8 protein-coding genes are annotated in these 12091 nt (G+C 70.8%); 3 read left to right on the top strand and 5 right to left on the bottom strand.

Annotation, left to right across the window (positions count from 1 at the left end; translation table 11 throughout):
* Window positions 1-91 precede the first annotated feature (91 nt).
* The 3 genes from purL to xerD all read right to left on the bottom strand — a co-directional run bounded on the left by purL (window position 92) and on the right by xerD (window position 6598).
* Window positions 92-4120, bottom strand: coding sequence for a phosphoribosylformylglycinamidine synthase (gene purL, locus K4L06_RS02130; RefSeq protein ID WP_221669821.1), 4029 nt, complete (start codon window positions 4118-4120; stop codon window positions 92-94).
* Between the two features lie 259 nt (window positions 4121-4379).
* The gene (locus tag K4L06_RS02135) at window positions 4380-5264 is read right to left on the bottom strand and encodes a DsbC family protein (protein WP_221669822.1); all 885 of its coding nucleotides are present in this window, start codon (window positions 5262-5264) and stop codon (window positions 4380-4382) included.
* A gap of 389 nt (window positions 5265-5653) precedes the next feature.
* On the bottom strand, window positions 5654-6598 hold the full coding sequence (gene xerD, locus K4L06_RS02140; RefSeq protein ID WP_221669823.1) for a site-specific tyrosine recombinase XerD: 945 nt from the start codon (window positions 6596-6598) through the stop codon (window positions 5654-5656).
* Between the two features lie 124 nt (window positions 6599-6722).
* Between xerD and K4L06_RS02145 the strand changes: the two genes are divergently transcribed.
* Entirely contained in the window at window positions 6723-7193 is a 471-nt protein-coding gene (locus tag K4L06_RS02145; protein ID WP_221669824.1) for an RDD family protein, read from the top strand.
* Window positions 7194-7598: 405 nt separating this feature from the next.
* On the opposite strand, the gene lptG is transcribed toward K4L06_RS02145, so the two are convergent.
* Entirely contained in the window at window positions 7599-8699 is a 1101-nt protein-coding gene (gene lptG / locus K4L06_RS02150; RefSeq protein WP_221669825.1) for an LPS export ABC transporter permease LptG, read from the bottom strand.
* On the bottom strand, window positions 8696-9778 hold the full coding sequence (gene lptF, locus K4L06_RS02155) for an LPS export ABC transporter permease LptF (RefSeq protein ID WP_221669826.1): 1083 nt from the start codon (window positions 9776-9778) through the stop codon (window positions 8696-8698). Before lptF ends, lptG begins: the two co-directional genes overlap by 4 nt.
* Before the next feature lie 220 nt (window positions 9779-9998).
* Here lptF and K4L06_RS02160 point away from each other — a divergent pair, with 220 nt between their 5' ends.
* A complete protein-coding gene (locus K4L06_RS02160) occupies window positions 9999-11471 on the top strand; it encodes a leucyl aminopeptidase (RefSeq protein WP_221669827.1) in 1473 nt (490 codons plus the stop codon).
* A gap of 168 nt (window positions 11472-11639) precedes the next feature.
* On the top strand, window positions 11640-12065 hold the full coding sequence (locus K4L06_RS02165) for a DNA polymerase III subunit chi (RefSeq protein WP_221669828.1): 426 nt from the start codon (window positions 11640-11642) through the stop codon (window positions 12063-12065).
* Window positions 12066-12091 lie beyond the last annotated feature (26 nt).

Raw genomic sequence — 12091 nt, forward strand, 5'->3', positions numbered from 1 at the left:
CCTTTCGATCCGCCGAGTTATGCGCCGGCCTAGCGAAGACGGGCGCCTATTCGGGCGCCCGTCTTCGTTGCGAACCGATGCGAACGCCGGCTCAGCCCACCCACACCCGCGCGTTGCGGAACATCCGCAGCCACGGCGAGTCGCCGCTCCAGTCCTTCGGCGCCCAGCTGAAGTTGGCGCTGCGCAGGGTGCGCTCGGGGTGCGGCATGAGGATGGTGGCGCGGCCGTCGGCGCTGGTCAGGCCGGCGATGCCGTCGGGCGAGCCGTTGGGGTTGAGCGGATAGCGATCCGCGACGCGGCCGTCGCCGTCGACGTAGCGCAGCGAGACGTTGGCCGCGGCCTGGTCCAGGCCGCTGGCGAAGTCGGCGCGGCCTTCGCCGTGGGCGACCGCGACCGGGATCCGCGAACCGGCCATGCCGCGCAGGAACAGCGACGGCGACTCGACCACTTCCAGCAGGCCCAGGCGCGCTTCGAACTGCTCGCTGCGGTTGCGCAGGAACACCGGCCAATGCTCGGCGCCGGGCACGATCGGCTTGAGCTGGGCGAGCATCTGGCAGCCGTTGCAGACGCCGAGCGAGAAGCTGTCTTCGCGGGCGAAGAACGCGGCGAAGGCGTCGCGCAGCGCGCTGCGCTCGAGGATGCTGGTGGCCCAGCCGCGGCCCGCGCCGAGCACGTCGCCGTAGCTGAAGCCGCCGCAGGCGGCGAAGCCCTTGAAGTCTTCGAGCTGGAAGCGGCCGGCGATCAGGTCGCTCATGTGCACATCGAAGGCTTCGAAACCGGCCTGGTGGAACGCCGCCGCCATTTCGATCTGGCCGTTGACGCCCTGCTCGCGCAGGATCGCCACCTTGGGCCGCGCGCCAGTGTTGATGAAGGGCGCGGCGATGTCCTCGTTGGCGTCGAAGCCGAGCTTGGGCTTCAGCCCCGGGGCGTTGAAGTCGCGCGCGATCGCGCGCTCCTCGTCGGCGCAGTCGGGGTTGTCGCGCAGCTTCTGCAACGCGTGGCTGGTCGACCACCAGGCGTCGAACAGGTCTTCCCAGCGCCATTCGACCAGGACCTTGCCGTCCTCCTTGACCCGCACCGAGGCGGCGGTGGTCGGCTTGGCGATGCGCTGGGCGCAGTCGATCAGGCCGTGGCGGGCAACCAGGTCGGCGAACTCGGCGCGGTCCTCGTCGTGGATCTGCACGATCGCGCCCAGTTCTTCGTTGAACAGGGTGCGGAACGGATCCTCGCCCCAGCCGTCGAGGCTGATGTCCAGGCCCAGGCGCGAGCAGAACGCCATTTCCGCCAGGGTCGCGAACGCGCCGCCGTCGCTGCGGTCGTGGTAGGCCAGCAGCAGGCCGGCCTCGCGCGCGTCGCGGATCAGTTCGAAGAAGTCGCGCAGGCGCTGCGGGCTGTCGAGGTCCGGCACGCCGGTGTCGAAGCGCGCGCCCTCGCCCGGCACGCCGGCGAACGCCGGCAGGCCGTCGGCCGCGCCGGCTTCCGGATGGACCTGGGCCAGCACCGAGCCGCCGAGGCGCTGCTTGCCGGCGCCCAGGCCGATCAGCCACAGCTCGGTCTCGGCCTCGCGCGACAGCAGCGGGGTCAGTTGCTGGCGCACGTCGACCACCGGCGCGAACGCGCTGACGATCAGCGATACCGGCGACACCGACTTGTGCACGGCGGGATTCGGGACTTGGGACTCGGGACTCGCAACAGCCCCCGCTCCCTCTTGTCCTTCATCCGCCTGTCGAGTCCCGAGTCCCGAGTCCCGAGTCCCGAGCCACTGCGCCTGCATCGACAGCGAATCCTTGCCGACCGGGATGCTCAACTCGAGCTCCGGGCACAGCTCCAGGCCGACCGCCTTGACCGCATCGAACAACAGCGCGTCTTCGCCCGGATGCGAGGCCGCGGCCATCCAGTTCGCCGACAGCTTGATCCGGTTCAAGGACTCCACCGGCGCCGCGCACAGGTTGGTGATCGCTTCGCCGACCGCCATGCGCGCGGCCGCGGCCGTGTCGAGCAGGGCCAGCGGGGTGCGTTCGCCGATCGCCATCGCTTCGCCGACATGGCCGTCGAAGCCGCTGAGGGTGATCGCGCAATCGGCCAGCGGCAGCTGCCAGGGGCCGATCATCTGGTCGCGCGCGACCAGGCCGCCGACGGTGCGGTCGCCGATGGTGATCAGGAAGTTCTTCGCCGCCACGGTCGGATGCGCGAGCACGCGCAGGCCGGCCTGGTGCAGGTCCAGCCCGTCCCAGTTCAGCGCCGGCCACGGCGCCGCGGCCGGGTGGCGGGTGTCGCGGTGCATCTTCGGCGGCTTGCCGAACAGCACGTCCATCGGCAGGTCGATCGACCAGCCGGCATCGGCCTTGGCGCCGGCGCCGTAGACCGACTCGACCGTGGCGCCGTAACCGACCACCAGCCGCTCTTCGGCGGTGGCGTAGCCGACCACCGCGAACGGGCAGCGCTCGCGCTCGCAGATCGCGGCGAAATCGGCGACCCGGTCGGCCGGCAGGCCGAGCACGTAGCGCTCCTGCGATTCGTTGCACCACAACTGCATCGGCGACAGCGACGGGTCGTCGTTGGGCACGCGGTCCAGGTCGATCACGCCGCCCAGGCCGGAGTCGTGCAGCAGCTCGGGAATGGCGTTGGACAGGCCGCCGGCGCCGACGTCGTGGGCGCTGTCGATCGGATTGGCCTCGCCGAGCGCGACGCAGCGGTCGATCACTTCCTGGCAGCGCCGCTCCATTTCCGGGTTGTCGCGCTGGACGCTGGCGAAATCCAGTTCCTCGGCGCTGTCGCCGGAGGCGACCGAGCTGGCCGCGCCGCCGCCCAGGCCGATCAGCATCGACGGGCCACCGAGCACGATCACTGCATGGCCCGGCTTGAGGCCGAGCTTGGCCACCTGGACCCGGTCGATCGCGCCGAGGCCGCCGGCGAGCATGATCGGCTTGTCGTAGGCGCGGGCGATCTCGCCCTGGCCGAGCTCGAAGCTGCGGAAGTAGCCGGTCAGGTTCGGGCGGCCGAATTCGTTGTTGAACGCGGCCGCGCCGATCGGGCCGTCGAGCATGATTTCCAGCGCCGGGGCCATGCGCGGATTGAGCGCGCGCGGGCTTTCCCAGGGCTGCGGCAAGGTCGGGATGCGCAGGTGCGAGACGCTGAAGCCGCACAGGCCGGCCTTGGGCCGGCCGCCGCGGCCGGTCGCGCCCTCGTCGCGGATCTCGCCGCCGTTGCCGGTGCTGGCGCCGGGGAACGGCGCGATCGCGGTCGGGTGGTTATGGGTTTCGACCTTGATGCAGAACGCCGAAGGGATTTCCGCCTCGGCCGCATAGGCCTGGCTGCCCGGCTGCGGCCGGAACCGGCGCGCGGCATAGCCTTCCACCACCGCGGCGTTGTCGCTGTACGCCGAGAGGGTGTTCTCCGGCGTCTGCGCGTGGGTGTGCTTGATCATCTTGAACAGCGACAGCGACTGCTCGCGCCCGTCGACGGTCCAGGAGGCGTTGAAGATCTTGTGCCGGCAATGCTCGGAATTGGCCTGGGCGAACATCATCAGCTCGACGTCGGCCGGCTCGCGGCCGAGCGCGGCGTAGCGCTCGCGCAGGTAGGCGATCTCGTCGTCGGCCAGGGCCAGGCCGAGGCGGGCGTTGGCCGCTTCCAACTGGTCCAGCGGGATGCGCTCCAGTTCGCCGCGCGCCGGTACCGCGAACAGCGCCGCGGCATCGTCGCGGTCGTCCAGCAGCGACTGGGTCATCGGGTCGTGCAAGGCCTTGGCCAGCGCGCCCTGGGTGGCCGCATCGGCCGGCCAGCCGGACAGGTCATAGCGGGTGCCGCGTTCGACCCGCTTGACCGGCTGCCCGGCGCCGCGCAGCAGCTCGGTGGCCTTGCTCGCCCACGGCGACAGGGTGCCCAGGCGCGGGGTGACGTAGCGCGAGACCGCGCCGTCGGCGCGCACGGCGGCTTCCGGGGCGGCCTGGAGGATGCGGCGCAGGGTCGCATCGTCGGGCGCGGCGCCGGCCTCGGGCTCGACCCAGTACACGGGCCAGGCATCGAGCAGACGCACATCGGGGTGGATGATTTGCAGGCGGGCTTGAAGCCGATCGCGGCGGAACGAAGACAGGGCCGAAGGGCCCTCGAGGACGATCATGTCCGGGGAACCGTGCAACGCAGGGCCCGGTATTGTAACCAAAACGCCGCCCCGGCTCGGGCGGGCGGCATCGGCGGCCGCTTCGGCCGGCCCGGCCGGACCGATTGCCCTGGCCGGATGGCCGAAAGTCGGACCGGCCGGCCCGGGCCGGAGCCTGCCGCGGCCGGCCCTGCCCCTCCCGAGACGCCCCAGCCGCACAAACGACGACGCCGCCCGGAGGCGGCGTCGTGCGATGGCAGCGGCCCGGGCCGGTGTCGGCTTAGAGGCCGCCGGCCGGCGCCGCGACCGCGGCGGTGGGCTTGGCGCCGGCGGCGGCCGGCTTGTTGTCGGCGGCGATCTTGTCCAGGGTCTGGCGCAGCTGCGCCGGCGGCACGTAGCCGCCGACCTGGATGCCCTCGGCGGTGAGGATCATCGGGGTGCCGGTCAGGCCGGCGCGCTGGCCGACGTTGTACTGCTGGGTGACGCTGTTCTTGCAGTCCTTGTTGGGGACGTTCTGCTCGCTCTTGGCGTCGGTCAGGGCCTTGCGGCGGTCGGCCGCGCACCAGACCGACACCATCTTCTTGTAGTCCTCGCTGCCGATGCCCATGCGTGGGAACGCCAGGTACTCGATCGCGATGCCCTGGCGGTTGTACTCGGCGATCTCGCTGTGCAGCTTGCGGCAGTAGCCGCATTCGACGTCGGTGAAGATGGTGACGGTGTGCTTGGGGTTGGCCGGAGCGAACACGATGCGCTCGCTGGCCGGGATGGTCTTCAGCAGGTCCTTGCGCATGCCCGCCAGGCTGTCCTCGCTGAGGTTCTTCTTGGCCTGGGTGTCGAACAGCGCGCCGCCCGAACCGGGCAGGAACAGGTAGCGGCCGTCGTCGCTGATGTAGACCACCTGGCCCTGGGCCAGGGCCTCGCGGAAGCCCGGCATCGGCGCGGCGCCGACCTTGTCGATGGTGATGTTGGGGTTGAGCTGGCGGATCGCCTCGACCGCGCGCGCATCGGCGCTGCCGGCCTTGACCTCCGGCGCCTTGCCGGTCGGTGCGGCGGCGGCCGCATCGGCCTTGGCGGCCGGCTCAGCCTTGGCGGCGGCGCCCTGCGGCGCCTGGGCGCAGGCGGACAGGCTGATCGCGCCGAGCACGGCGAAAATGATGCGCTTCATCCATCGAATCCTTGGTTCAGAGGTCGGTCTTGGACCGCCCGACGGGAAATAGGTTCTGTCGATTGTGGCACGGGCGGCACCGCGTTCGCGGTTCCGCGATCGGATCGCCGCGCGAGTGGCGATGCCGGTCTCGGTTTGCCGGCGCGGGCCGCCCGTTGCGCCGAGTGTGCGCCGGGATCGGCGGGCGGGGGTGAATGCGCCGATGTGCGGGCGCTGGGGGGTGGCAGGCGGAACCCGGGTGCCCCCAGGGACGGAGGGGGTTAAGCGCGCTTAACCCCCTCCGTCCCTTTCGCGACACCTTTCGCGACAGGGTCGGACGGGCCCGGCCCGGCGCAGCGCGCCGGGCGTTCGCCAAGCCCAGGCGGCAGTGCCGCCTAAGCGGGCTTGGCTCACCCCCTCGGGTGATGTTTGGCGTGCAGGCGCTTGAGCTGTTCGCGCGCCACCAGGGTGTAGATCTGGGTGGTCGACAGCGAGCTGTGGCCGAGCAGCATCTGCAGCGCGCGCAGGTCGGCGCCGCGGTTGAGCAGGTGGGTGGCGAAGCTGTGGCGCAGGGCGTGCGGGCTGATCCGCGTCGGGTCGATGCCGGCGACGGCGGCGTAGCGCTTCACCAGGTGCCAGAACTCCTGCCGGCTCGGCGCCTCGCCGGACGTGCCGATGAACAAGGGCGCCAGGGCGCGCTTGCCGGCCAGTTGCGGGCGGGCCTGGTTGAGGTAGCGCTCCAGCCAGTGCTGGGCTTCCTCGCCCAGCGGCACCAGGCGCTCCTTGCTGCCCTTGCCGGTGACCCGCAACACGCCCTGGCGCAGGTTGACCGCGGTCGCCGGCAGGTTCACCAGTTCGCTGACGCGCAAGCCGGCGGCGTACATCAGCTCGAGCATGGCGCGGTCGCGCAGGCCCAGCGGCGCGTCCGCGTCGGGCGCCGCCAGCAGGGCGTCGATCTGGCTTTCCGCCAGCGCCTTGGTCAGCGAGCGCGGCAGCTTCGGCGGCTCCAGCAAAGCGGTCGGGTCGTCGCTGCGCAGGCCGCGGCGCAGGCGCCAGGCGTAGAACGCGCGCAGGGCCGACAGCAGGCGCGCATTGCTGCGCGGCGAATAGCCCTCGCGGGTGCGCCAGGCCAGATACTCGAACAAGGCGGCGCGATCGGCGCCGGCCAGGCCGCGCCCGTCGCGCCAACGCGCCAGGCCCTCCAGGTCGCGGCGATAGCTGTGCAGGGTCTGCTGCGCCAGGCCGTTCTCGGCCCAGATCGCATCCAGGAACCCGGCGATGTCGGCGTCGTCGCGCTCCTCCAGCGGGGGCAAGGCCATGGCCAGGCTGCGGCGGTCGGCGGGAGTGGCGGGCATGGGGGAAGCTTAAGGCGGGGAACGCGTGCAAAGAAACGAGCGACGAGTCCGATTGGCGCCTGCGTTTTCGCCGCGGCCCCGTTCCTGCGCACTCGTTATTCGCCGCAAGCCTTATCCTGCCGCGATGAGCGCAACCGACTCCGCCGCCCCGCCCCGCCCCGCCGCCCTGCTGCATTGGCGGCTGTTCTCGCTGTTCTACGACTTCTGGCCGGTGCTGGCGCTGTGGATGCTGATCGGCCTGGCGGTGGTGCTGGCCTACACCCTGGCCGGCCACGACACCCACGAGAACATCCGGCCGCTGACCGGCTGGTGGTGGCTGGAATGGAGCCTGTGCTGGCTGGCGGCCGGCGGCTACGCGACGCTGAGCTGGCGCCGCGGCGGCCAGACCCTGGGCATGCGGCCCTGGCGGTTGCGGGTGATCGGCGCCGACGGCGCGACCCCGGGCTGGAAGGCGCTGTGGATCCGCTATGCGGTCGGCACGCTCTCGCTGCTGGCCGGCGGGCTCGGCTTCTGGTGGGCGCTGTTCGACCGCGAGCGCCTGACCTGGCACGACCGCGCGAGTGGGACGCGGGTGCTGCGGATGCCGAAGCGGTAGTTGCGAGGGGACGGAGGGGATTAAGCGCGCGCGCTTAATCCCCTCCGTCCCTTACTCAGGCGGCAGTGCCGCTTGCGGCTTCGGGCGGCTATGCATTGGCTGGGAGTTGCGGCCCCGGCCCGGCGCAGCGCGCCGGGCGTTCGCCGAAAGCGCGAGCCAGTGGCTCGCCTCCGTCCCTTATTCAGGCGGCAGTGCCGCAGGCGGCTTCGGGCGGCTATGCGTGGGCCGGGAGGTTGCGGCCCCGGCCCGGCGCAGCGCGCCGGGCGTTCGCCGAGCCCAGGCGGCAGTGCCGCATGCGGCTTCGGGCGGCTATGCACTGGCTGGGAAGTTGCGGCCCCGGCCCGGCGCAGCGCGCCGGGCGTTCGCCGAAAGCGCGAGCCAGTGGCTCGCAAGCTTGCTTTCGGCTCACCCCGACCGACGTTTGAACAGGTAGGCGGAGACCGCCAGCATCACCACGGTCGGCATGGCGTAGGCCAGGCGGAAGTCGAAGTGGAACACCTTGGCCAGTTCGACGAACTGGGTCTGCAGTTGCCAGAACACCAGGGCGAACACGATGCCGATGAACAAGCGCTTGCCCAGGCCGCCGCTACGCAGGCTGCCGAACGCGAACGGCACCGCGGCCAGGCACAGGGTCAGCACGTTGAGCGGGTAGAACCAGCGGCCCCAGTAATGGGCCTCGAACTCGGCCGCATCCAGGTCGTTGCGTTCGCGGTCTTCGATCGCCTTGTGCAGGGCCTTGGCGCTGAGGTAGCGCGGGCGGTTGGTGCCGCTCATCAGCGCCGAGCTGTCGAGCTTGGACTCCCAGCGCTCCTGCGCGACCCGGGTCTGCTCGGCCGACTTGGCATGGAAGGTGGTGCGGGTGACGTCGCGCAGCAGCCAGCCGCCGGGACGGTGCTCGGCGATCTTGGCGATCGCGTACGAGGCCAGGCGGCCGTCGGCGCCGAACTGGTACAGGTTGACGTTGCGCAGCTCCAGCCAGCGGTCCTGGCCATTGCTGCGTTCCTGGCCCTGGCTGGCGCTGAGGATCACGTCGCCCTCGCGCGCCCACAGGCCGGAGTACTCGGCCACGACCTGATTGTTCGACTTGGCCGCCGACTTCAGCGCGTCGGCGCGGCGCTGGCCTTCCGGCGCCAGGGTCTCGCCGTTGACCACCATGACCAGGGTCAGCACCGCCAGCGCGCCGGCCACCGCCAGGCTGAGCCGGCGCCGCGACAGGCCAACCGCGCGCAGCACGGTCAGCTCTGAGGTCGAGGCCAACTGGCCCAGGGCCATCAGCGCGCCGATCACCGCGGCATAGGGGAACAGGCCGTAGGCGCGGCGCGGCACCGTCATCAGCATGTAGGCCAGGGCCTGCATCAGGCCGTAGCGGCCCTTGCCGATGTCGCCGAATTCGCCGACCAGGCTGAGCATGAAGTCCAGGCCCAGCAGCACCGCCCAGGTCAGCAGCACGGTGCCGAGCACGGCCCGGCCGACGTAGACGTCGTGGATCTTGGGGAAGGGCCTCATCGCGCCTTGCTCCGACGCGCGACGCGGCCGTCGCGCAGGTACAGCCAGGCCGACACCGCCAGCAGCGGCAAGGTCAGCCACCACAGGCCGAGGGCGCTGGGGATCTTGCCGTCCTCGATCCAGCCGGTGCCCATCATCATGAAGTTATTGCCGATCAGATAGGCCAGAAAACCCATCAGCACGCTGCCGTAGCGGGCCTGGCGCGGGGTGGTGCGGGCCAGCGGCACCGCCAGCAGGGCGAAGGCCAGGGCCAGCAGCGGCGGCGCGATGCGATAGTGCAGCTGCGCCGCGGCCTCGCGGCGCGGATCGGTCAGCAGCTGCGGGGTCGACATCATTTCCGGCAGCGAGGGGTCGTAGCGGTCCTCGCTGGCCGGCATCAGCACGTCGTTGCTGGCGTAGCGCATCAGCCGGTAGTCCAGGCCGCCGTCCATCGGCCCGTCGACCTCGAAGCCCTCGTCCAGGGTCAGGTAGCGGTCGCCGTTGGCGCGCACGGTCAGGTGGCCGCTCTTGGCGGTGGTCACGGTCTGCCGCTCGGGCTTGTTGCGGTAGATGAAGATGCGCTCGAAACGGCTGCCGTCGCCGGACATGGCGCCGACGTAGATCACCCCGTTGTCGTTAGGCAGGCCGGTGAAGGCGCCCGGCTCCAGGCCGGCCACGACCAGGCTGCGGCTGGCCTCGTTGATCATTTCGCGCGACACCCGGTCGGCCCAGGGGCCCAGCCACAGCGAGCAGGCGCCGACCACGGCCACGATCGGGCCGACCACGTACAGCAGCGGGCGCAGCAGGCGCTTGGGGCCGACGCCGATCGAGGCGATCACCGGCATTTCCGAGTCCCGGTACAGCCGGCCGATGCCCAGCATCAGGCCCAGCATCAGCGCCAGCGGCAGGATCAGCGGCAGCCACTTGATCAGCACCAGGCCCAGCTGCATCAGCATCAGGCCGGCCGGGACCTTGCCCTTGGCGATGTCCTCGAGCACGTCGGTGAAGGCACCGCCGACGCTCACGATCAGCAGCACCACCAGGGTCGCGAAGACGGCCTGGGCGAATTCGCCGGTCAGGTAACGGTCAAGCTTCTGCATGAGGCGTGGGGGCGCGCTTCGGGTTGGGCTTCGGCATCGGGCGGGCTTGCTTTAAACTCGGGGGTTCGTTCGATGGCCGGCCGGCCGACCTCGCCCCGATCCAGGGGCCGCCGATCGGCGCTGCGCCGGACGGCACCGGCTTCGGTCCTGGCCTCAGGCCCTTAGGCAAAGCCGGCCGATTGTACGAGACAACTCCTCTTTTCTGCTGGGAATCTGTTGGATGGCCCTCGAATTCGACCTGAACCGCGACACGCCCGCGGCCGCTCAAACCGATTGCGTCGTGGTAGGCGCCTTCGCCGACAAGACCCTGACCGCTGCCGCGCGAACGCTGGATGAAGTCAGCGGCGGACGCCTGACCGTGCTGCTGGAACGCGGCGACATCAGCGGCAAGACCGGCAAGACCGCCCTGCTCCACGACGTCCCCGGCATGGCCGCGCCGCGCGTGCTGGTGGTCGGCCTCGGCGAGCCGGGCAAGTTCGGCGTCGCCCAGTACCTCAAGGCGGTCGGCGACGCCGCCCGCGCGCTCAAGGCCGGCCCGGTCCAGCACGCCCTGCTGACCCTGACCGAAGAGCCGGTGCAGGGCCGCGACGCCGCCTGGGCGATCCGCCAGGCCGCGATCGCCGCCGACCACGCCTGCTACCGCTACACCGCCACCCTGGGCAAGAAGAAGGACGAGCCCGGCCTGCGCCAGCTCTCGCTCAGCGGCACCGACGCCGTCGCGCTGGCGCGCGGCCAGGCCATCGCCGCCGGCGTCGCCTTCGCCCGCGAGCTCGGCAACCTGCCGCCGAACATCTGCAACCCGGCCTACCTGGCGCAGCAGGCGCAGGAATTCGCCGACCGCTTCGACAACGCCTCCTGCGAGGTGCTCGACCGCGAACAGATGCAGGCGCTGGGCATGGGCTCGCTGCTCGCGGTCGCGCGCGGCTCGGCCAACCCGCCCAAGCTGATCGTGCTCAAGTACGACAACGGCGGCGACGCCAAGCCCTACGTGCTGGTCGGCAAGGGCATCACCTTCGACACCGGCGGCATCAACCTCAAGGTCCAGGGCGGCATCGAGGAGATGAAGTTCGACATGTGCGGCGCCGCCTCGGTGCTGGGCACGTTCGTGTCGGCGGTCGGCATGCAGTTGCCGATCAACCTGGTGGTGGTGGTGCCGGCGGTGGAGAACATGCCCGACGCCGACGCCTACCGTCCCTCCGACGTGCTCACCAGCATGTCCGGCAAGACCATCGAAGTCGGCAACACCGACGCCGAAGGCCGCCTGATCCTGTGCGACGCGCTGACCTACGCCCAGCGCTTCGAACCCAAGGCCCTGCTCGACGTGGCGACCCTGACCGGCGCCTGCGTGGTCGCGCTGGGCAAGTTCGCCACCGGCCTGATGAGCAAGGACGACGACCTTTCCGCCGAACTGCTGCAGGCCGGCGAACAGGTGTTCGACCGCGCCTGGCGCCTGCCGCTTTGGGACGAGTACCAGACCCAGCTCGAGTCCAGCTTCGCCGACGTCTACAACATCGGCGGCCGCTGGGCCGGCGCGATCACCGCCGGCTGCTTCCTGGCCCGCTTCACCGAAGGCCAGCGCTGGGCCCACCTGGACATCGCCGGCGTCTCCAACGAGGAAGGCAAGCGCGGCCTGGCCACCGGCCGCCCGGTGGGTCTGCTGTCGCAGTGGTTGCTGGATCAGGCCGGGATTTGAAGGTCGGAAGCCGGGAATGGGGAATAGGGAATCGGGAGTCGGCAACAGCGGTTTGCGCCGCTGCCGGTTCCCGCCCACTCCATTCCGGTTTTTTCCAGCTCCGGCTGTTTGCTTTTCGCTTCCGCTCGACCCATTCCCCATTCCCGATTCCCTATTCCCGGCCCCCAAATGCCCCGCGCCGACTTCTACCTGATCCAATCGCCGCGCTTCCGCGAGGAGCCGATGCGCTTGGTCTGCGAACTGGCGCGCAAGGCCCACGACGCCGGGCTGCCGACCCTGATCCTGGCGCGCAGCCCCGAGCAGGCCGAGCAACTCGACGACATGCTCTGGGACATGGGCGAGGACGCCTACATCCCGCACCAGATCGCCGGGCTGGACGAGGACGAGGAGGAAGCCGACGTGCTGATCGCCGCGCCCGAATCCGACCCCGCCCTGCGCCCGCTGGTGATCAACCTGCGCGACGCCCCGGTCGGCGAAGGCTTCGACCGGGTACTGGAAGTCGTCCCCGCCGACGACTCCGCGCGCGGCCCGCTGCGCGAACGCTGGAAGCAGTACCAGGCGCGCGGGCTGGCTTTGAATAAGCACGATATGTAAGAAGCGGGAATGGGGAATAGGGAATA

This window comes from Lysobacter sp. BMK333-48F3, assembly GCF_019733395.1.
Lineage (GTDB): Bacteria > Pseudomonadota > Gammaproteobacteria > Xanthomonadales > Xanthomonadaceae > Lysobacter.